Source organism: Paractinoplanes pyxinae (assembly GCF_026626335.1).
In the GTDB taxonomy this organism is placed as follows: domain Bacteria; phylum Actinomycetota; class Actinomycetes; order Mycobacteriales; family Micromonosporaceae; genus Actinoplanes; species Actinoplanes pyxinae.
Genome location: NZ_JAPNTZ010000020.1, coordinates 35,438 through 56,179 on the forward strand (window position 1 = coordinate 35,438; position 20,742 = coordinate 56,179).

Here is a 20,742-nt window from a genome sequence, read left to right on the forward strand (position 1 = left end):
ATAACTGCTCGACCACTTTACGACGCGAATGCATCCTGCGTCGACCACCTGAGCCGTTTGTGATCCCACACTCGAAAACCCTTGCTTAATGTCCCGGAAATAGGATTCGGCCGGACGGCCCGATCCGTCATTCGGGACAGGCCGGGCATCCCCGGCGCGGTGCGGCACAATTCACCGGTGCGAATCGGTCGGATCCTGGCGGCAACGGTCATGCTGCTCGCGGTGGTGGCGGGCTTCCTGACGTACGCGAGGGTGCAGTCGCAGCGGCCGGTGAGCATCGCCCCGGCCGGCCCATATCCGGTCGGCCGCATCACCGACCTGTGGGTCGACCGCTCCCGCACCGACCAGTTCGCGCCGATCGGCGGCACGCCCCGCATGCTGTCCACCTGGATCTGGTATCCAGCGGGCGGCCCCGGCCCCGAGTCGGCGTACGCACCCGGCGAGTGGTCAGCGATGCAGCGCTACGGCTGGGCGTCGACCAGCCTCGACCGCGTACGCACAGGCACGCGCGACGAGCCGTCATGGGCCAAAGGCCGCTTCCCCATCGTGGTGCTGCTGCCCGATCTGGGCCTGGCAGCTCCCCAGTACGCAGCGGTGGCATCAGGATTGGCCGCGCGCGGCAGCGTGGTGGTCGGCGTGACACCCACATACAGCTCACGCCTGAGCGTCATCGACGGCCACCGCGTGCCCGCCACCGCCGCCGGCTCCGCAACGGGCCGCGAGGACCAACTGGTCTCGGTCTGGGCAGCCGACGCGCGTTTCGCCGCAGCCCGAGCCACCCAACAGTTCGGCTCGAACGTCAACAGCGCCAAGCTCTCGTACGTGGGCCACGGCCTCGGCGGCACAGCAGCCATCGAGGCCTGCCACCTGGACGCTCGCTGCACCGCCGCCGCCTCACTCGACGGCACCCCCGCCGGCGCCGCCACCTCGCCGGACGACGCCCCCGTCAGCGCCGCCGCCTCGCCGGACAGCGCCCCCGTCAGCGCCGCCGCGTCGTCGGATAGCGCCCCGGCCGGCACCGCTGCCTCGCTGGACGGCGCCCCCGCCTCCGACGGCTTCAGCCGCCCACTGCTGCTACTCAACACCCCTGGCCCGGCCCCACTCGGGACCGGCCGCACCTTCACCCTGCGGGGCGCCGAGCGTTTGTCGTTCACCGACCTGGCCGCCTTCCACGTCTCCGCCCCCCTGCGCCGCGCCCTGCCCCTGGGCACGATCAACGGCCGCCACGCTCTGACCATCACCACAGAATTCGTGAGCTCTTTCCTGCAGTCAGCCACCCACGGCACCCCATGGACGCCACCCACCTACCCCGAGGTCCAGGAAGCCACCGTCCTCAGCCGCTGACCGACCTCCGGCGCCCGCGCGAGGACGCCCGCCAGCACCGGGCCGATTGCTGTGCTTCGCGTGAGGCGGGTTAAAGGCGGCCACAGCCGCCATCCCGCGGTCAGCCCACCCGCCGCCGGACCCTGCCCTGGGCGGGCGGAGCCAAACGGGGCAGCGCGAAGGCGGCCGCGGCCACCATCCGCGGACAGCCCACCCCACTGCCGGCCCCGGCCCGGCCGCTTGCGGAGCCGAACGGGCCAGCACGAAGACAGCCGCGACCACCATTCCGCATACAGCCCATCAAACTGCCGGCACCTACCCGGCGGCCTGTGGAGTCGAATGGGGCAGTGCGAAGACGGCCACGGCCGCCATCTCGCAGACAGCCCCACCCCACTGCCGGCTGCGGCCCGGCGGCCTGCGGTGTAGAACGGGCAGCGCGAACGCCCAACCCCTGCCGACACGTGTTCGGGGCCAGCGGAGTGGGAGGGGGCGTCGCTACGGTTTGGGGATGCGACGGGGCGAGGTGTGGGTGGCCGACGTGAACGGTTCGCAGCCGGTGGTGCTGCTCGGTGAGGCAGGCGTGGGCGGCGAGGTGCCTGCGATTCAGGTTGTCGAGCCGGCCACTGCTGAGCAGAAGCGCGGCTTCACCTTTCTGGATCCGGATTTCCTGCCGGACGAGGCGCCGGCCGGGGCGAGAGCCGGCATCACCGGGATCGAGGTGCCCGTCGGCCCCGACGAAGGACTTGACCCGCCCGGCGTTGTGCGCCTGGCCTTGCCACACGAGGGCCACATCTTCTGCACCTGGCGGACAGGGCTGACCGCCGACCACCTCATCGAACGGATCGGGTCTCTGTCACCTACGGCGATGCACCGGCTCGACCACGCCCTCTACCTCGCAGGCGAAGTGTGACCGGCGAGAAGCGAGGTCGTCCGGGCGCTGAAGTTCGGTAGGGTGCTTCTCGTGACTGCCGGGTCGGCCTTGGGCCATTACCGAGTGGGGCGCCCGGCTGAGGCGTGACCGGTCGGCGGGCTCGTGGCCCGCCGTTGCTTTCTGTACAGCCCGTTCCAACATTCCGGGACCTACAGAAAGCGGACCATGCCCAACCCGTTCAACCAGCAGATCATCGACGAGTTCCGCGCCAACAAGGGTCGCGTCGGCGGGCCCTTCGCCGGCAGCACCCTCATCCTTCTGACCACCCGCGGCGCCCGGTCCGGCCGGCCCCACACCACTCCCCTGGGCCCCCTGCCCGACGGCGACCGCCTCCTGGTGATCGCCTCCGCCGCCGGTGCCCCGCACCACCCCGACTGGTTCCACAACATCCGGACCAATCCACAAGTGACAGTCGAAACCGGCGCCGAAACCTACGAGGCAACAGCCATCCCCCTCACCGGTGAGGACCGCGACAAGGCCTTCGCCCGGGCCGCCGCCGACGACCCCGGCTGGTCCGACTACCAGTCCAAGACAACGAGGACGATCCCGGTCGTGGCCTTGGTCCGGGTCTCGGCCGACTGAACCCCGGACCGCCAGACGGCGGGTTTTGGTTCTGAGCGCAACCACTCACGCAGGTCGCCCGGGTGGGGTGAGCGTTCTGGACGCGCCAGCGGCCAGCTCACCCCACCCGGGCCCTCGGCGGGAGCGACGGTCTGTAACCCACCACCCCGCTACGACATCGGCATTTGACTCTTGCATTAAGCGCGAGAAATCACGCCACCTTGAGGAGATAGGCGTCCAGCGCGGCGTACGACTGTTCCGCTCCGGTTTCCATTCCGCTTTGGACCATGCCGTCGCGGTCTTCCTTGGAGTCGAACTGGGACGTCGACGTGACCGTTGTCCGGCCGTTTTCCTCGGTGAAGACGTATTGCTCGGTGAGGATGTGGCCGGCCATCGGTTCGTACTCGAACGTCCAGGTGAAGCTGTTGGGAGCGTCGATCTGCCTGATCTCGCCGCGGAAGGCGTGTTCGGTGCCGTCGGCGTGTTCGACGAAACGCCATTTGCCGCCGACGGTGAAGTCGATGTCGACGTCGAGCGGGTTGCCGCGGCCCCACCAGTGGCGAATGTGCTCCGGTTGGGTGTGGCAGGCGAAGACGAGGTCGCGGGGCGCGTCGAAGGTGCGGCTCATGACGAGTGTGGTGTCGGTGGGGGTCTGGACGGTGATGCTCACGATTCCTCCTCGTTGGCGATCCGGCCCAGGTATTTGTCGAGCGCGTCGTACCGTTCGGTCCACAGGCGTTCGTATTGCGACGCCCATTCGGCGACGCTTCGCACCTGCGCGGGGACGATGCTGCACCAGCGCCGCTGCGCCTCGCGGGTGCGGACGATCAGCCCGGCCGCCTCGAGCACGTTGAGGTGTTTCGAGACGGCCTGGGCGCTGATGGGAAAGTCCCCGGCGAGTTCGCCCGCGGTCGCGTCGCCCGTGGCGAGCCGGGCGAGGATCGCGCGGCGCGTGGGGTCGGCTAGCGCGGCGAAGACGCCGTCGATCGGATCCGGCATGACAACCACCTGGTTTATAAACTGGTAGGTTGAGAATACGCCGGACGCGCGTCTTGTCAAACCCCGGTCGGGTACGTTTCCAGTTCGTGCGTGTCCACGTGCAGCGGATGCAACGGGCGCAGCGCGCGCGTCTCGTCGAACCACAGGAAGGCGTCGTAGCGGTCGCCGATGACCGACGGCACATAGTTGCCGTACTGCTCATGCTCGGGGCGGTAGACGACGCCGATGGCGCGGTGCGGCAGGGCGTCGACGAGCAGGTCGGGCCGCTCCCCCAGCGGCGGGAAGACGAACAGCGCCCGCGGCGGCGCGGTGGCATGCAGGATGTCCTCGAGCGAGCCGGGGCGGCCGGGCGGCACGGCCAACTCGGTCATGGGCCCGCCCCACGTGCGGCCGGCGATCACCGAGCCGCGGTGGCCGCCCAGTCCGACCAGCACGACCTGGTCGGCGCCGAACCGTTCGCGGGCCAGCGAGCCGATGGTCACCTCGCCCTGCACGGCCTGGTCGGTGGCGTTGGCGTCGCCGACGTGCGTGTTGTGCGCCCAGACGACCGCACGGGAGCCGTCGCCGTAGTGGTCGAGCAACCGGGCCAGCGTGGCGTCCATGTGCCGGTCGCGCACGTTCCACGAGTCGGGGCCGCCGCGCACCATCGCCCGATAGTAGTGCTCGGCGCCGGCCACGACCTCGGCGTTCTGCCGCACGGCGAAGTCGTTCCACCGCGCGGCGAAGTCGTTCGGCCGCGTGGCGGAGCCGGTCGGCGCGGAGTCGTTCGGCGCGGAGTCGTTCGGCGCGGCGAGGTCGCGCCCGCGCAGGTCGATCAGCATCCGGACCACGTCGTCCTCGCAGCTCGCGCGCAGGAACTTCGTGGCCCACGCGTACGACTGGGGGTCTTCCGAATAAGCGGACAGGCAGTGGTACGCACTCAGGGCGGCGTCGACCCGCGACGGATCGTGCTCGCGCAGCCAGGTCAGGATCTCGCGCAGCGACTCCCACATCGAGTACACGTCGAGCCCGTGGAAGCCGATCTTGCGCTCCGATGACGCGTTGAACGACCGCAGCCAGTCGGCGAAGTCGACGACCTCCTCGTTGGCCCACATCCACGTCGGCCACCGTTCGTAGCCGAGCAGCGCCTCCAGCGGCGTCGCGTCGCCACCACGGACGGACGCGTCGACCCGCTGGCAGTCGGGCCAGTCGCCCTCGACGGCGACGAACGAGAAACCACGCTCCGCGATCAGCCGCCGGGTCAGCGCCGACCGCCATACGTAGTACTCGTGCGTCCCGTGGCTGGCCTCGCCGATCATCACGACCCGCGCGTCGCCCACCCGGTCGAGCAGAACGTCCAGGTCACCCTCGTCGACCAGGGGCCGGGCGATGGCGGCGACCTCATCACCGTACCGATGCATGGGGGTGACGTACCCCGACCGGTTTTTCCCATACGTCCGACATCTGGCACCCGTGCGTCAGGGCCGGAACAGTTCCAGCGTCGCCGGCAGCTGCGAGTGCAGCGGCGCAGGCAGGGCGTCGAGCGCGAACCAGCCCAGTTCGTCGAACTTGTGCGGCTCACCGATTCGGGCGGCGGCGGGGTCCAGGCGTACGGCGAAAACGACCGCCACCCAGTGGGAGCCCGGCCGCAGCACGTTGCGGACGCCGAGCAGGTCGATCGTCAGCGGCGCGGTGGCGTACTCCTCGGTGACCTCGCGCGTGACCGCCTGCTCGAACGTCTCGCCGAACTCGAGGGCGCCGGCCCCGCAGTCCCAGGCCCCGGGCTCGTCGCGGGCCCGGGCGGAACGACGGGCGAGCAGGATGCGCCCGTCGCCGTCGTGACAGACGAAAACACAGGAGACCTCGGGGCGATTCATGGAGATCATCATTCCGCATCGATCACCGCGCCAATACGTACGGTAATAGTCCGGTATCGGGTGATCGAAAGGGTCCGATATGGCGTATGTTCTGCTACCGGTCCACGGTGGACCGCGATCTTGCAGAGGAGAGCCATGCCGGACGACGGAAAGCGCGAGGATCCCGTGCTGGTGCGGCCGTACGTGAAGGCCGTGGCCGAGGCCGAACGGGCCCCCGACGAGGAGGCCGAGACCTGGCCCGCCACCGCCGAGGAACCGGTGGAGGCCGACACCCTCGTCCAGCCCGCCGTCGAGGACGAGCCGCCCGCCCCGGCCAAGCCCCGCCTGACCATGCACCCGCTGGCCCGCGCCGGGATCTTCGTGGGTGGTGTGGCGCTCGCGCTCGGCGTGGTCGGTTACCTGATCTTCGGCCCGGCCTCCGATCCCGCGCTGCCGCAGCCCGGCGTCGCCCTGCCCGCCGCCCCGGGCCAGGCCCCTCTCGACCAGGTCCGCAGCGTCGCGCCCTCGGCGGCGAGCCAGTCGCCCAGCGCGTCGGCGAGCGTGTCGGCCAGCGTGTCGCCCTCGGTCTCGGCCGACGCGTCCCTGCAGCCGCTGGTTCCGGTCGTGCCCAGTGGTTCCTCGGCGGCGCCGCCGCCCGCGACCAGTGCGGCGCCCCCGGCCACCGAGCCCACGCTGGCGCCGCCCGCCTCGGACCGCACCGGCAAGGTCACCGCGGCCAGCGGCCGCTGCCTGGCCCTGGGCAGCCTGTTCGGCTCCAACGGCAGCCCGGTGAACGTCGCCGGCTGCATGTCGGTCGCCTACCAGTCGTTCACCCTGGCCGCCGACGGCACGCTGCGGGTGAGCAACAAGTGCGCGCAGTCGACCGGCGACGGCACGGTCCGGGTCACCGACTGCGGCGACGGCGAGTCGTCCCAGTGGCGGGCCGGCGGCGACGGCACCCTGATCAACTCGGCCGGCGGCGGCTGCCTGACCGACCCCGGCCGGGCCGGCGCCACCACCACGGTCAGCGCGTGCTCGGGCGACTCGAGCCAGAGCTGGAGCCTGCCTTAGAGGCGAGCTTCGCGCGGTACATGGCGGCGTCGGCCTCGCGCAGCAGGCTGTCCGGGTCGCTGCCGTCGCGGCTCAGGGCCACGCCGATGCTGACGCCGACCGTGACCCGGCCCCCGTCGATGGCGTACGGCTCGGTCAGTCGGGTGGCAATGGTGTCGCGCACCAGCTCCTCGGCCCCGTCGGCGGGCAGACCGTCGAGCAGCACCACGAACTCGTCGCCGCCGAGGCGGGCCACCGTGTCCGACTCGCGCAGCAGGCCGGTCAGGCGGCCGGCCACCTCGATGAGCAGCACGTCGCCGGCCGCGTGGCCGAGCGAGTCGTTGACCGCCTTGAAGCCGTTGAGGTCGAGCAGCAGCACGGCGAAGCGGTGGCCGGCCCGCCGGGCGGCGCGCAGCCCGGCCTGGCGCATCCGGTCGGCCAGCAGCACCCGGTTGGGCAGGCCGGTCAGCGCGTCGTGCAGCGCGGCGTCGCGCAGCTGCTCCTCCTGCTCGCGCAGGGCGGCCACCATCGCGTTGCGGTCGAGCGCGGCGGCCAGCAGAGCCCCCGACTGGTTCATCATCTCGCTGCCGGGCGGGGTGGCCTCCTGGATGTGCCCGACCGCGGCCAGCAGCCCCCAGTCCCGGGTGGCGCTGCGGACGGGCACCACGAACACGGCGTCGCCGGCCGCGCCGTCGGCCAGATCGAACAGCTCAGGCGGCGGGAACCGGCTGGCCGGCATGGTGGAGCCGGTCAGCTCGTGGCCGGCCGGGTACTCCCCCTCGACGCGCAGCTCGGCGTCGAGCACCGGCACCGTGCCGTCGCGCCACAGGCCGAGGCAGCCGGCGAAGGCGGTGGTGCGCTTGAGCCAGGCCATCTCGCGCGGATCGTTGTCGTGCGCGCCGAGCAGGTCGATGCCCAGCTCGTGCTGCACGTTCAGCGTCTCCTGGAGGCTAACGACCTGGCCGAACAGGTAGCGGGTGAGGTCTTCGGTGACGGGCAGGCCGCTGGGCGGGCAGCCGCACGAGTCGCGCCGCACGAAGCTGGTCGGCACCCGGCGTACGGTCCGCTGCGGGTCCGGCTGCCCGGTCAGCTCGGCCAGCAGGGCGACCGCGGCCGCGCCGATGAGGTCGGACGGCTGGCGCACGGTCGACAGGCTGGGCTTCATGTACATCGCGCCGGCCAGGTCGTCGAAGCCGACGACCGCGATCTCCTCGGGTACGCGGTGGCCGAGCTCAGTCAGGCGGCGGATCACGCCCATCGCGTTGCGGTCGGTGCCGCAGACCACGGCCGTGACCGGCGGCCGGGCTCCGGCCAGCCGCTCGGCGACCAGCTCGCCGCCGCTCTCGTGGTTGTCACCGGCGTCCAGCAGCAGGTCGGGCGGCGGGATCAGGCCGAACTCGAGCAGCGCGCTCTCGTAGCCCTCGCGCCTCTCCCGGATGTCGAAGTGGGCCAGGTGCCCGACGAACGCTATCCGCCGGTGGCCGTGCTCGAGCAGATGGTCGACCGCGGCCCGCACGCCACCGCTGTTGTCGGCGAAGACGGCGGAGCAGCCGTCCATCTCGTGGCCGACCGTCACGACCGGGATGCCCACGGCCTGCGCCGATTCCGCGTACGCCTCATGAACCGCCCCGGCCAGCACGATGACCCCGGCCAGATGCTCCCAGGCGACCGGCCGCCGATAGTCGGGCACCCCGCTGCGGTCGGCGTTGTACGAGCCCGGGTCGAGCGTCTGCAGCGCCAGCAGGCGGTCGCCCGCGGACACGGCAGCCTGGTTCGCCCCCGCGATGATGGTCCCGTAGTAGTCGCCCCCGACGAAGGGCGACAGGACACCGTACGTGCGACGACCCACGGCCGACATGATCTCCCGAAACTAGGCGCGCGGGGTCGTGGATGAGAGATATCGGCGCAAGTCCTGCGTTTCTCCGGTAACGGGACGGGCGGCCAGGATGCACGTGTCGTCGTCCGGGTTGGTACGGCGCAGCCGCGACAGCAGCTGGGCCAGCGGCTGCCCGGGCGAGGCCCGCACGGCCTCGTCGACGGTGGCGATCACCGAGGCCAGCCCGTCGTCGGGGCCGCGGCGGCGGTGCTCGACCAGCCCGTCGGTGTAGAGCAGCAGCACGTCGCCGATCCGGAAGTCGAGCCGGGCCGTCTCGTACGTCGCGTCCTCGACCACGCCGAGCATCGGCCCGGCCGGGCGTTCGAGGGCGGCCGTACGCCCACCGCGGCTCAGCAGCGGCGGCGGATGACCGGCCTGGGCCCAGACGATCTCGTTGCGGGCCGGGTCGAAGCGGGCGATCACCGCCGTGGAGGCCAGCTCCGGCGTCTCGCGGGCCAGCTCGCACGAGAGCGTGTTGAGGTGGGCCAGCAGCTGGGCCGGGCAGCTGGTGGTCACGGCCAGCGCGCGCAGGGCGTGCCGCAGCTGGGCCATGGTGGTGGCGGCCGGGGTGCCGTGCCCGGCCACGTCGCCCACGGCCAGCAGCACCGAGCCGTCACGCAGCTCGGCCGCGTGGTACCAGTCGCCGCCGACCAGGCTCTCGTCCCCGGCCGGCAGGTAGCGCAGGGCCACCTTGAGCCCGGGCAGCACGATCGGCCCCTCCGGGATGGGCAGGATGATGCGCTGCAGGCGGGCGGCCAGCTCGTGCTCGGCGGCCAGGCTGCGGCGCTCCTCGTCGAGCTGGCGTTCGACCTCGGCCAGCCGCTTGGCTCCCGCCTCCTGCTCGGTGACGTCCTGCACGATGCCGTAGACGCGCAGCGGGCGGCCGTCGGTGTCGCGGCTGGCGTCGGCCACCGTGCGCAGGTGCTTGATCCGGCCGTTGACCCGGATCCGGGTGATCACGTCGACCCGGTCGCCCCGGTCGAGCTGGGCCTTGGCCGCGGCCCGCAGCGGCTCGTCCTCGGCCAGCGCGCTGCCGCCGGCGTCGCCCGGGCCGAGCGGGCCCAGGCGTGGGTCGCGCTCGTAGATCCGGTAGAGCTGGTCGGACCAGTAGATCTCGCCGCTGACCAGGTCCCATTCGCCCCAGCCGAGGTTGCCCAGGCGCTCGGTGCTGGCCAGGCGGTCACCGATGCCGCCGGGAGCGTCGTCGTGCCGGGTCCAGTTGAGCATCAGCCCCTCGCCGAGCCGGTTGGCCCGTACCGAATAAATGCCGTCGCGATGCGGGAACGGGCCCATGACGGCCGGCGCGCCGGTGTCGAGAACACGCTGATAGACGGGCCAGCGGTCGCTGTGCAACACCTCGGGGAAGTGCTCGGCCATGCTCAGGCCCAGCAGCTCGGCGCCGCGCAGCCCGTTCGGGGCCACCGCGTCGGGGCTGGCGGCGGCCCAGATCAGATCGGCCAGGCGGCCGTCGGGCGTGCGCTCGGCGCTCAGGAAGGAGGCCATGCCGGGCGTGATGTCGAGAACCCGCTGCACCATGCCGATCCACGGCGCGAACCGCCGGACCGGGGCGGTGAGCAGCGGCGGCACCCGACCGGTGTCCAGCCCCGAGATCATCGGGGTGTCGGCGTCGGCCACGTCGAGCAGGCGGATCACGCCGGTCGCCACCTCGAGCAGGCCGCGGCCCTCCTCGGCCGCCATGCGCAGCAGGTGGCGGTGGGCGTCGGCCAGGCGGCAGCGGGCCCGGCCGGCCAGCAGGCCGACGGCGCGCTCGATCGTGAGGCGGCCCGCCTCCCCGGCCCCCGCCGGGGCGCTCGGGCGGAGGCTCTCGACCGCCGCCGCGTACGCCTGTGTCACTACACGCCCTCCCCAGGCTCAGTTGTCCGGTTCCTGAATACGCCAGTGGGGAGGGGGTCGTCATCGGCCGTTCATCTCGACCGGTCGCTACCTGCGGCGCGACCTCGCGCTGGTCACCCGACCGGGGGTGACCCGATGGAGTGCATCGATCAGCGGACCGTCCGCGTCACAGTTCGAAGAGTGACCGCATGACCTCGGTGACGCGGGCCATGCTGGCCCCGGTGACCATGCCGATACGCTCCGCGCCGACCTCGGCCGGGATCCGCCGCATCCGGTTCACCACCACCACGCCGGTGATCGGATCCTGCTCGGTGAGGGGCACGGCGTGCGGCGGCAGCTCGGTGACACCGCGCTGGCGCACGATCGGCGCGCAGAAGGGCGAAGCGTTCTTGCGTTCGTTGTACGAATCCGCGGAGAGCACGAGAACCCGGTAGCGCAGGTCGGTGGCGTTGCCGATCGTCCAGATCTCGCCGCGCCTCACAGGCTCGTCCCGGTCGGCATGGGCCAACCCTACCGCCGCGCGATCTTAGGCCACCGCGGGGCACACCGGCCGAAAATGACGCTCTGCCCACCACGTGGACCGGGATGAACCCTGACCGGCGCCGAGCCGTAAGAATAGGCGGCGTGGCTTGCTGCTAGGGAAGGGTGTCAATGATGTCGGAGAAGGCACAAATCGGGGTCACCGGCCTCGCGGTCATGGGTCGGAACCTGGCTCGCAACTTCGCCCGGCACGGGCACACCGTGGCCGTGCACAACCGGTCGTACAACCGCACCAAAGAGCTCGTCGAGGAGTTCGGCAACGAGGGCACGTTCATCCCCTCCGAGTCGGCCGAGGACTTCGTGGCCAGCCTGGAGCGTCCGCGCCGGGTCGTCATCATGGTCAAGGCCGGCGCGCCGACCGACGCCGTGATCGACGAGTTCGCCCCGCTGCTCGAAGAGGGCGACATGCTCATCGACGCGGGCAACGCGCACTACCTGGACACGCGCCGGCGTGAGGCGGCGCTGCGCGAGCGCGGCCTGCACTTCGTGGGCACGGGCGTCTCGGGCGGCGAGGAGGGCGCGCTGCACGGGCCGAGCATCATGCCGGGCGGCTCCCCCGAGTCGTACGAGGCGCTGGGCCCGCTGCTCGAGGACATCTCGGCCAAGGTCGACGGCGAGCCGTGCTGCGTGCACGTGGGGCCGGACGGCGCCGGGCACTTCGTCAAGATGGTGCACAACGGCATCGAGTACGCCGACATGCAGCTCATCGCCGAGGCGTACGACCTGCTGCGTCAGGTCGGCGGGCACACGCCGTCCGAGATCGCCGACGTGTTCCGCGGCTGGAACGAGGGGCGCCTGGGGTCGTACCTGATCGAGATCACGGCCGAGGTGCTCAAGCAGAACGACGCCGAGTCGGGCCAGCCGTTCGTCGACATCGTGCTCGACCAGGCCGAGCAGAAGGGCACGGGCCGCTGGACGGTGCAGGCCGCGCTCGACCTGGGTGTGCCGGTCAGCGGCATCGCCGAGTCGGTGTTCGCGCGGGCGCTCTCCGGCGGCGCGGACGTGCGCAAGGCGGCCGCTGACGCCGGTCTGCCCGGTCCGTCGGCGACGGCGGGCGCGCACGAGGGCGACCTGCAGGCCGACGTCGAGCAGGCGCTGTTCGCGTCCAAGATCGTGGCGTACGCGCAGGGCTTCCAGCAGATCCAGGCGGCCAGCAAGGAGTACGGCTGGTCGATCGACCCGGGTGCGATGGCGAAGATCTGGCGCGCGGGCTGCATCATCCGGGCCAAGTTCCTCGACTTCATCAAGCAGGCGTACGACAAGTCGCCCGAGCTGACCACCCTGCTGGTCGACCAGTACTTCCTCGACGCCGTCAGCGGCGCCCAGGACGCCTGGCGCCGCGTGGTCGTCACCGCCGCCCAGCACGGCATCCCGGCTCCCGGCTTCGCGTCCGCCCTGGCCTACTTCGACGGCCTGCGCGCCGCCCGCCTGCCGGCCGCCCTGATCCAGGGCCAGCGCGACTTCTTCGGCGCCCACACCTACCGCCGCGTGGACAAGGAAGGCGCGTTCCACACGCTGTGGGCCACCGACGACCGCAAGGAAATCGACGCCTGATCCGATGGGACTGCGGGTCGCGGTGGTGGGCGCCGGAATCGGCGGCCTGACGCTGGCCCACGCCCTGCGGCGCCGGGGAATCGACTGCGTGGTCCTGGACCGCGACGCCGGCCCCGGCGCCACCGACGGTTACCGGCTGCACCTCACCGAGCAGGCCTTCGCGGCGCTGGCCGAGGTGCTGCCGGAATCGTCGGTGCGGGCGCTGCGCGCCTGCGGCGCCGGCAACGAGACATTCCGGCAGTTCGCCATGCTCGACCATCGAGGCCACACCCGGTTGCGGATCCCGGTCAGGCATTCCGGCGAGGTACTGCTGATCGGCCGCCGCCCGCTGCGCACCATCCTGGCTCGCGGCCTCGAGAACCACATTCGCTGGGGTACGACGGTGACCGAGCCGCCGGGCCCCGAGTTCGACCTGGTGGTTGCCGCGGACGGCACCGGGTCGCGGATCGCCCGGCAGTGGGTGGGCCGGCCGACCGGCCGCCCGGCGGGAGTCATCGGCATCGCCGGGCGGTCCCGATTGCCGCAGCGCATCCCGGCCGACCTGCGCGACGGGCTGGCCTTCATGATCGGGCCGCGGGGGGTCGGCGCCTTCCTCAGCCTGCAGGCCGAGCATGGCGACGATCCGGCGGCCGAGAAGCCGTACGTGGTGTGGTCGGTCGCCGCTCCGCTGCAGACGGCCGACGAAGAGTTGAAACAGCTGGCACACCGGCTCACTACCGGATGGACCGCTGACCTCCACGCGCTCATCGATCAGTCCGAGCCCGGCAGCGTCGCCGCTTTCCCGTTCTTCTTCCCGGCCGCCCTCGAGCCGTGGCCGGCTGGACGGGTGACGCTGCTCGGGGACGCCGTCCACCCGATGCCGCCGACCGCCGGTGCCGGGGCGAGCACGGCGATCCTGGACGCGGTGCATCTCGCTCGTGACCTGGCCACGATGCCGACGGCCCAGGCGCTCGCGACTTATCAGGCTCGGCTGCTGCGGTACGCGCCGCGGGCCGTCGACGAGGCCCGGCCGGCGTTGCGGTGGCAGCGGCGGCTCGCCCGTCCGGCGTTGTTCGCGCTGGCCACCGAGGTCGGTCTGCCGCTGGCCGCGGCCGGGCTGCGTCTGGCTCAGACCGCGCGCAGCACCGGCGCCGTGCTCATCAGCGCGCCGGCCTCGTCGGCCGGCAGCGGCTTGGACATGAAGAAGCCCTGGCCGAGCCGGTAGCCCATCTCGCGGAGCCGTTCCAGCTGGGCCTCCGTCTCGATGCCCTCGGCGACGGCGCCGAGCTGCAGGTATTCGGCCAGTTGGGCGACCGCCGCGGCCACGGCGAGACGGCCGCGGTCCTCGCCGTCGGCGATGCCGTCGACGAACGACTTGTCGAGCTTGAGGACGTCGACGGGGAACGCCCGCAGCAGGCTGAGCGACGAGCTGCCGGTGCCGAAATCGTCCAAGGCCAGCCGTACGCCCATCTCGTGCAGGGCGTGCAGGGTCTCGCGGACCTGGCGCCCGTCGGCCACCGACGACTCGGTCACCTCGAGCACCAGGTTGCGCGGCAGCAGCCCGGTGTCGCTGAGCACGGCCGCCACCTCGTCGACGAACCCGGACTCGCGCAGCTGGCGCACCGCCACGTTCACGTTGATGGCCTTGATCGCGCCCTCGCCGTGCTCCTTCTGCCAGCGGGCCAGCTGCTCGCAGGCCTCGCGCAGCACCCAGGAGCCGAGCGGCACGATGAGCCCGGAGCGCTCGGCGACCGGGATGAAGTCGCCCGGTGAGACGAACCCGCGCGTGGGGTGCTTCCAGCGCACCAGCGCCTCGGCGCCGTGCAGCCGGCCGGTCACGATGTCGAAGACGGGCTGGTACAGCAGGTACAGCTCGTGCCGGATGATCGCGTTGTGCAGCTCGCTGCCGAGGCGGGCGTGGTTGACGACCTCCTGGCGCATGCGCGGCTCGAACCGGGTCCAGGCCGCCTTGCCGCCTTCCTTGGCCGCGTACATGGCGATGTCGGCGTTGCGCAGCACCTCGTCGGCGGTGTCGCCGGAGCCGGCGATCGCGACGCCCACGCTGGCGTGGGCCAGCAGCAGGTGCTCGCCCACCTTGAACGGCTCGGCCAGGGCGTGGATGAGGCGGTCGGCGGCCGATTCGGCCGAGGCCTCCTCCTCGATGTCGAGCAGCACGGCGAACTCGTCGCCGCCGAGCCGGGCCGGCAGGTCGATGTCGGCCCGGGTCCGCTGCAGGCGCTGGGCGACCTGGTAGAGCAGCTGGTCGCCGACGGCCGGGCCCATGGTGTCGTTGACCGTCTTGAAGTCGTCGATGTCGATCAGCAGCACCGTGGCCGGCTGGTGGGCGGACAGGCGCTCGTTGAGGGCGGCGGTGAACCGGGTGCGGTTGGCCAGCCCGGTCAGCGGGTCGGTCATGGCCAGCCGTTCCAGCTCGGCCTGCTGTTCGCGCAGGCCGGCCAGCATCCGCCGGTGGTCGCTGACCCCGAGCAGCTGGCGGGTCACCACCAGCGCCGTGATGAGCACGGCGCCGACGATCACGGCGCGTTCCCGGCCGTCCATCTGCTGGGCCGAGACGATGGTGAGCAGGGCGGCCGTGGCGACGATGGCCACGATCGGCAGCAGCTCGTAGGCGGAGCGGCGCCGCCGGGCGACGGCCGGGGCGGCCGCCGGACGCTGCAAGGTGACCCGCTGCCGGTACGCGGCGGCGGCGAACGACAGGGCGACCAGCGGGCTACCCAGCACCGAGAGCAGCAGACGGAAGAAGTCGTTGCCGGCGATGAGCAGCACGGCCAGGGCGACCGCGACGATGGGCGCCACGGCCAGCAGGCGCAGCGCGAGCGGGTCGATCGGGCCGTCGGGGCGGGCCGCGGCCTTGCCGATGACGGCCAGGCAGAGCAGGCCGGCCACGCCGACGACGCCGGCCGTGGCCCGGGTGGCCAGGTCGGTGCCGGGCGGGGCGAAGCTCAGCACGACGTACCAGAAGATCAAGGCGCCCGCGACGGCCACGGTGGCCCCGTCGAGCAGCACCCGGGCCCAGCCCAGCGGCGTGCGGTCGCCCATCGGCAGCCGCAGGAAGGCCGACATCACCCAGAACATGCCGGTCAGCATCGGGACGGCGACGTAGATCGACATGCCCGCGTTGTTGTTGGCCAGGGCCAGCGAGGTGGCCGTGCTCAGCAGCAGGATCACCGCGCCGTGGCCGAGCTGGCGCCAGAACGCCCGCACGACGCGCGGCAGCTTCACCATCGCGCCGAGGCGCTGCAGCGACCAGACCGCCGCGATCATGGCGACGGGCCCGCCGATGTAGCCGAGCACCACATCCTGCTGGTCGCGCACGACCAGCCACCCGGCGACCGCCAGGGCGGCCACCGCGGTGACCAGCAGGGAGGTGAGCCCGCTACCGGCACGCCGGGCGGCGGGCCCCACGGGTTCAGTCATGCGCGTCCTAGGGCTGAGTCGGTTTCCCTACCGCCTTCCTGTCGGCCGCCGGACGCGTTTTCTGAGAAATGTTCAGCCCTTCAGCGCCGCCGAGACCACGGCCCGGGCCTCCTCCTGGATCCGGGCCAGGTGCTCGGGACCGTGGAACGACTCGGCGTAGATCTTGTAGACGTCCTCGGTGCCGGACGGGCGGGCCGCGAACCAGCCGGGCTCGGTGACCACCTTGAGGCCGCCGATCGGGGCGCCGTTGCCGGGGGCGGTGGTCAGCACGGCGGTGATCGGCTCGCCGGCCAGCTCCTTGGCGGTGACCTGCTCGGGCGAGAGCTTGGCCAGAATCGCCTTTTCCTCGCGGCTGGCGGGGGCGTCGATCCGGGCGTACGCGGGTTCGCCGAACTTGGCCGTCAGGTCGCGGTAGTGCTCGCTGGGCGTACGACCGGTGACCGCGAGGATTTCGGAGGCGAGCAGGTCGAGCAGGATCCCGTCCTTGTCGGTGCTCCACGGGCCGCCGTCGCGGCGCAGGAACGACCCGCCCGCGCTCTCCTCGCCGCCGAAGCCGATCGAGCCGTCGAGCAGGCCGGGCACGAACCACTTGAACCCCACCGGCACCTCGTCGAGGCGGCGGCCCAGGTCGGCCGCGACCCGGTCGATCATCGAGGACGAGACCAGCGTCTTGCCGATGGCGGCGCCGGACGGCCAGTCGGTGCGGGCGGCGAACAGGTAGTTGATCGCCACCGCCAGGTAGTGGTTGGGGTTCATCAGCCCGGCGTCGGGCGTGACGATGCCGTGCCGGTCGGCGTCGGCGTCGTTGCCGGTGGCCAGCTGGAAGCGGTCCTTCTGCTGGATCAGGGACGCCATCGCGTACGGCGAGGAGCAGTCCATCCGGATCTTGCCGTCCCAGTCCAGGGTCATGAAGCCGAACGTGGGGTCGACGACCGGGTTCACCACCGTGAGGTCGAGCGAGTACCGCTCGGCGATCGCGCCCCAGTAGGCGACGCTGGCCCCGCCCAGCGGGTCGGCCCCGATGCGCAGCCCGGCCCCCCGGATCGCGTCGAGGTCGATGACGGCGGGCAGGTCTCCCACGTACGCGTCGAGGAAGTCGTAGCCGGAGACGGCGGACGCCTGGCGGGCCCGGGCGGCCGGGATCCGCTTCACGTCACGCAGACCGCCCGCGACGATCTCGTTGGCCCTGTCCTGGATCCACCTGGTGGCGTCGGTGTCGGCCGGGCCGCCGTTCGGCGGGTTGTACTTGAAGCCGCCGTCGTCGGGCGGGTTGTGCGAGGGCGTGACGACCACGCCGTCGGCCAGGCCGGTCGAGCGCTCACGGTTGTAGGTGAGGATCGCGTGCGAGACGGCCGGGGTCGGGGTGTAGCCGTCGCGGCTGTCGATCAGCGTGGTCACGTCGTTGGCCGCGAACACCTCGAGCGCGGTGATCATGGCCGGCTCGCTCAGCGCGTGCGAGTCGCGGCCCAGGAACAGCGGGCCGTCGGTGCCCTGCGCGCGGCGGTACTCGACGATCGCCTGGCTGGTGGCGGCGATGTGGTCCTCGTTGAAGGCGTTCTTCAGGCTGGAGCCGCGGTGGCCGGAGGTGCCGAAGGCGACGCGCTCGCCGACGACCTCGGGATCCGGGTGCTCGGTGTAGTAGCGCGAGACCACCTTCGGCACGTCGATCAGATCGCGCGGCTCGGCGGGCTGTCCGGCGCGGGGGTTGACGGACATGGTGGTGGCCTCCTTCGGAGCATGGACCTGCCTGGAGCGTATCGATACCCCCTTCCCCGCACAGCGCTTCGGTACGCCGTTGTCCAGCAGTTGAGTTCCGGTACATCAACAAGGTGACTTTCGGTCACTGATTGGGCAGAGACATCCCGTTGACGATGGAGTGGGAGCGGGGGAAGTCGTGCACGTGTCAGTGGTCGACAACAGCGACGAATCGGTGGTCGTCACGATCCGCGGCAATCTCGACATCGACAGCGGCACGACCCTGACGACGACGCTCGACCAGGTGCTCGACCGGCCGGCGCCGCGGGTGGTGGTCGACCTGTCCGGCATCGAGTTCTGCGACTCGACCGGACTCAGTGCCCTGGTGGTGGGGCACAACCGGGCCGCCGCGGACGGGGGCTGGCTGCGGCTGGCCGCGCCCGGCGAGTTCCTGGAGCGCCTGCTCGACACCGTCGGCCTGACGTCGCGGCTGGCCGTCTACCCCACGGTGGGTGACGCGCTGGTCGGGCGGGACGCGGACTAGCATCGCGGGGTGCTGATCCTGCTGCCGCCGTCCGAGGGCAAGACCGCCGCCACCGCCGGTGATCCCGTCGACCCGGGGTCGCTGTGGATGCCGGGGCTGGGGACGGCGCGCAAGCGGGTGCTGACCCGGCTGGTGGCGATGAGCAAGCGCACCAGCGCCCGGGCGGTGGCCGACTCGCTGGCCACGCTGGGGCTGTCGGCCGGGCAGAGCAGCGAGGTCACCCGCAACGCCGGGCTGCACTCGGCCCCCGCCGCGCCGGCCGCCTCGATCTACAGCGGGGTGCTCTACGAGGCGCTGGACGCGCACAGCCTGGCTCCCGAGGCGCGGGCCTGGGTCGATCAACGGGCGGTCGTGTTCTCCGGGCTGTGGGGTGTGGTGCGGCTGGACGACCGCATCCCGGCCTACCGGCTCTCGGTCGGCGTCACCCTGCCCTCGGTCGGCGGGCTCACGGCGTACTGGAAAAAGGTCTTGCCGAAGGCGCTCGACCCGGTGGCCGCGGGCGGACCGGTGCTCGACCTGCGGTCGGGGGCCTACGGGGCCATGTGGACGCCGCCGGTAAGCACCTCGGCCACCGTGCGGGTGCTGCACGAGCGCGTGGTCGACGGCGTGACCAAGCGATCGGTCGTCAGCCACTTCAACAAGGCGACCAAGGGCCGGATCGTGCGCGCGCTGGCCGAGGCCGGAGCGACCCCGGCCTCGGTCGACGAGATCGCCACCGCGCTGCGCGACCTCAAGTACACCGTCGAGGAGCAGCCCGCAGGCCCGGGCCGCCCCCGTCAGCTGGACGTCGTGGTCAGCGAGCTGTGACTACTGCGCGGCCAGGATGTCGACGACGAACCGCAGGTCACCCTGCTCGTCGCCGTAGGCCATGGCGGCGGGCACGTCGATCTGGACCCGGCTGCCGACCTTCTGGCCGGGGATGCCCTTGTCCCAGCCCTCGATGACCCGGCCGGTGCCGATCGGGGTGCTGAACGGCTCGCCGCGCTGCCACGACGAGTCGATGATCTGGCCGGTCTTGTAGCTGACCAGCACGTAGTTGGCGGTGACGGTCTGGCCCGCCTTGACCGCGGGGCCGGTGCCGGGCACCAGGGCGGTCACCTTGAGGTCCTTCACCGTGCCGGTGCCGCCCTTGACGACGGGCTCCTTCGACAGCGCGGGCGGGGTGTCGACGGGCGCGGGCTGCGGCGCGGCCTCTGCCGACGGCGCGGCCGGCTCGGACGGCACGGCCTGCTGCTCGGTCGGCGCGGCGGCGGACGCGGGCGGGGCGGCCGGCTGCGCCGCCGGCTCGGGGTCGCCACCCCGTACCGTGACGAAGACGGTCACCAGGACGGCGACCACGGCCAGCCCGGCGACGGCGCCGCCGATGGCCTGGCTGCGGCGCTTGGCGGTGTCGCCGGTGATGGGTCGGGCGGTCTCGGTGCTCATATGTCGTCGACTCTCCTGTATCGGCGTCGGCCGGAAACTTCGGACACGGTACCCGTCCTCGTGACGAAGCCCACGCGGAACCTCGTCCGAACCACCTAGGGCCGTGATCACCCGAACGGGCGGTCACTCATTCCGCTCTTCACCGTCACGGATCGAAGTGCCATTGTTGACGCCCTGCACAGCTTTCTTCGCGCTCTGAATTCGTACTGCCAGCACTGGAGGGTCGGTTGCCGTCGACCGAGGAGGGTCGCCGCAGGCGCCGGACAGGCCACCGCGCCCGCCGCCCCTCAGGGTTCGCCGAGGGCGGTCGCCAGTGGAACGAGGCGCTGTCCTCGGCCGCGGTGATCCTCGCCGGCGTGCTCGTCGTCATCGGGTTCGGCTTCGTCGCCGTCCGCGGGCTCAAGGGCGACGACCCGGAGCCGCCGATCGACCCGCCCGCGCCCGCGCTGGGCGACCTGCGCCTGCCGCCGCCCCCGAGCAGCAGCAGCGACGGTCAGGGGCTCATCCCGCTGGGCAGCCCGTCCCCCTCGCCGTCGCCGAGCACCACCAAGGCCACCAGCGCGCCGCCGCCCTCGCTCGACGTCCTCCGGCTCGCCCGTGACTCCGTGCCGGCGGAAGTGGACCTCTCGGCCGAGGGTGAGAGCGACTGGGTGCACTGGGGGCTCGACGGCACGTTCTCGCTCGAACGGGACAAGAAGGGCGACTTCCGGATCCTCGAGGGCGCGCCGACCGCGCCCCGATTCCGGCACTCGCTGAGCCCGCAGAAGTTCAAGTGGAGCGGCGGCGACCCGGTGGGCACGAGCGGCGGGACGACCACCGGCATCCGCACCTGCGGCAAGGGCAACGGGTTCACGCTGACCGCGCCGGCCGGCAAGACCCCGCGCATTCTCAAGCTGTACGTCGGGGTCTTCGCGGCCCGCGGAAAGCTGACCGCGCGGCTGAGCACCGGCGACTCGACCGGCACTACCGTTCTGGAGCAACGCGGTGACACGCCGCGCACGGCGGTTCTGACCGTGGCGTACCAGGCCCCCGAATCGGGGCAGGTGCGGCTGAACTGGACCACCGACGCGGCGTACGGGGAAGGTTGCGCAGGGGTAGCCCTGCAGGCGGCCACGCTTTCGTGAAGTGTTCTCATAAC

19 protein-coding genes are annotated in these 20,742 nt (G+C 72.0%); 9 read left to right on the plus strand and 10 right to left on the minus strand.

Annotated elements, in window-relative coordinates; all coding sequences use genetic code 11:
- The first annotated feature begins 177 nt into the window (after positions 1 to 177).
- From OWR29_RS41030 to OWR29_RS41040, 3 genes are all read left to right on the plus strand, one after another.
- Entirely contained in the window at positions 178 to 1,344 is a 1,167-nt protein-coding gene (locus OWR29_RS41030) for an alpha/beta hydrolase (protein ID WP_267569002.1), read from the plus strand.
- 508 nt (positions 1,345 to 1,852) lie between these two features.
- The gene (locus tag OWR29_RS41035; protein WP_267569003.1) at positions 1,853 to 2,233 is read left to right on the plus strand and encodes a hypothetical protein; all 381 of its coding nucleotides are present in this window, start codon (positions 1,853 to 1,855) and stop codon (positions 2,231 to 2,233) included.
- A gap of 186 nt (positions 2,234 to 2,419) precedes the next feature.
- Positions 2,420 to 2,836, plus strand: coding sequence for a nitroreductase family deazaflavin-dependent oxidoreductase (locus OWR29_RS41040; protein WP_267569004.1), 417 nt, complete (start codon positions 2,420 to 2,422; stop codon positions 2,834 to 2,836).
- 190 nt (positions 2,837 to 3,026) lie between these two features.
- Here OWR29_RS41040 and OWR29_RS41045 read toward each other — a convergent pair whose 3' ends face one another.
- Genes OWR29_RS41045 through OWR29_RS41060 form a run of 4 tightly spaced genes read right to left on the minus strand, consistent with a single transcriptional unit; the run spans position 3,027 to position 5,670 of the window.
- Positions 3,027 to 3,485, minus strand: coding sequence for an SRPBCC family protein (locus OWR29_RS41045; protein ID WP_267569005.1), 459 nt, complete (start codon positions 3,483 to 3,485; stop codon positions 3,027 to 3,029).
- On the minus strand, positions 3,482 to 3,814 hold the full coding sequence (locus OWR29_RS41050) for an ArsR/SmtB family transcription factor (protein ID WP_267569006.1): 333 nt from the start codon (positions 3,812 to 3,814) through the stop codon (positions 3,482 to 3,484). Before OWR29_RS41050 ends, OWR29_RS41045 begins: the two co-directional genes overlap by 4 nt.
- A 56-nt stretch (positions 3,815 to 3,870) precedes the next feature.
- A complete protein-coding gene (locus tag OWR29_RS41055; RefSeq protein WP_267569007.1) occupies positions 3,871 to 5,214 on the minus strand; it encodes an erythromycin esterase family protein in 1,344 nt (447 codons plus the stop codon).
- Positions 5,215 to 5,271: 57 nt separating this feature from the next.
- A complete protein-coding gene (locus tag OWR29_RS41060) occupies positions 5,272 to 5,670 on the minus strand; it encodes an NUDIX domain-containing protein (RefSeq protein WP_267569008.1) in 399 nt (132 codons plus the stop codon).
- Positions 5,671 to 5,805: 135 nt separating this feature from the next.
- Here OWR29_RS41060 and OWR29_RS41065 point away from each other — a divergent pair, with 135 nt between their 5' ends.
- Positions 5,806 to 6,720: a ricin-type beta-trefoil lectin domain protein gene (locus OWR29_RS41065; protein WP_267569009.1), complete on the plus strand. Its 915-nt coding sequence runs from the start codon at positions 5,806 to 5,808 to the stop codon at positions 6,718 to 6,720.
- Here the strand turns inward: OWR29_RS41065 and OWR29_RS41070 are convergent.
- The 3 genes from OWR29_RS41070 to OWR29_RS41080 all read right to left on the minus strand — a co-directional run bounded on the left by OWR29_RS41070 (position 6,674) and on the right by OWR29_RS41080 (position 10,910).
- On the minus strand, positions 6,674 to 8,548 hold the full coding sequence (locus OWR29_RS41070) for a diguanylate cyclase domain-containing protein (RefSeq protein WP_324291307.1): 1,875 nt from the start codon (positions 8,546 to 8,548) through the stop codon (positions 6,674 to 6,676). The two genes, OWR29_RS41065 and OWR29_RS41070, sit on opposite strands and share 47 nt — an antisense overlap.
- A 21-nt stretch (positions 8,549 to 8,569) precedes the next feature.
- Positions 8,570 to 10,429 (minus strand): SpoIIE family protein phosphatase, encoded by a 1,860-nt coding sequence (locus tag OWR29_RS41075; protein WP_267569011.1) that lies wholly within the window; start codon positions 10,427 to 10,429, stop codon positions 8,570 to 8,572.
- Between the two features lie 166 nt (positions 10,430 to 10,595).
- The gene (locus tag OWR29_RS41080; RefSeq protein WP_267569012.1) at positions 10,596 to 10,910 is read right to left on the minus strand and encodes a type II toxin-antitoxin system PemK/MazF family toxin; all 315 of its coding nucleotides are present in this window, start codon (positions 10,908 to 10,910) and stop codon (positions 10,596 to 10,598) included.
- Between the two features lie 173 nt (positions 10,911 to 11,083).
- On the opposite strand from OWR29_RS41080, the gene gnd reads away from it, so the two are divergent.
- The gene (gene gnd / locus OWR29_RS41085; RefSeq protein ID WP_267569013.1) at positions 11,084 to 12,523 is read left to right on the plus strand and encodes an NADP-dependent phosphogluconate dehydrogenase; all 1,440 of its coding nucleotides are present in this window, start codon (positions 11,084 to 11,086) and stop codon (positions 12,521 to 12,523) included.
- Between the two features lie 4 nt (positions 12,524 to 12,527).
- A complete protein-coding gene (locus OWR29_RS41090) occupies positions 12,528 to 13,727 on the plus strand; it encodes an FAD-dependent oxidoreductase (protein ID WP_267569014.1) in 1,200 nt (399 codons plus the stop codon).
- Here the strand turns inward: OWR29_RS41090 and OWR29_RS41095 are convergent.
- Both OWR29_RS41095 and pgm read right to left on the minus strand, forming a co-directional pair.
- On the minus strand, positions 13,631 to 15,940 hold the full coding sequence (locus tag OWR29_RS41095) for a putative bifunctional diguanylate cyclase/phosphodiesterase (RefSeq protein ID WP_267569015.1): 2,310 nt from the start codon (positions 15,938 to 15,940) through the stop codon (positions 13,631 to 13,633). The genes OWR29_RS41090 and OWR29_RS41095 overlap by 97 nt on opposite strands.
- Positions 15,941 to 16,012: 72 nt before the next feature.
- Positions 16,013 to 17,656: a phosphoglucomutase (alpha-D-glucose-1,6-bisphosphate-dependent) gene (pgm, locus tag OWR29_RS41100; RefSeq protein WP_267569016.1), complete on the minus strand. Its 1,644-nt coding sequence runs from the start codon at positions 17,654 to 17,656 to the stop codon at positions 16,013 to 16,015.
- A 178-nt stretch (positions 17,657 to 17,834) separates the two neighbouring features.
- Here pgm and OWR29_RS41105 point away from each other — a divergent pair, with 178 nt between their 5' ends.
- Both OWR29_RS41105 and yaaA read left to right on the plus strand, forming a co-directional pair.
- Positions 17,835 to 18,179, plus strand: a complete 345-nt coding sequence (locus OWR29_RS41105) for an STAS domain-containing protein (RefSeq protein WP_267569017.1) — start codon at positions 17,835 to 17,837, stop codon at positions 18,177 to 18,179.
- Positions 18,180 to 18,188: 9 nt separating this feature from the next.
- Positions 18,189 to 18,986, plus strand: a complete 798-nt coding sequence (gene yaaA / locus OWR29_RS41110; protein ID WP_267569018.1) for a peroxide stress protein YaaA — start codon at positions 18,189 to 18,191, stop codon at positions 18,984 to 18,986.
- Here yaaA and OWR29_RS41115 read toward each other — a convergent pair whose 3' ends face one another.
- Positions 18,987 to 19,604, minus strand: coding sequence for an FKBP-type peptidyl-prolyl cis-trans isomerase (locus OWR29_RS41115; protein WP_267569019.1), 618 nt, complete (start codon positions 19,602 to 19,604; stop codon positions 18,987 to 18,989).
- Between the two features lie 227 nt (positions 19,605 to 19,831).
- Here OWR29_RS41115 and OWR29_RS41120 point away from each other — a divergent pair, with 227 nt between their 5' ends.
- A complete protein-coding gene (locus OWR29_RS41120) occupies positions 19,832 to 20,728 on the plus strand; it encodes a hypothetical protein (protein ID WP_267569020.1) in 897 nt (298 codons plus the stop codon).
- Positions 20,729 to 20,742: the final 14 nt, after the last annotated feature.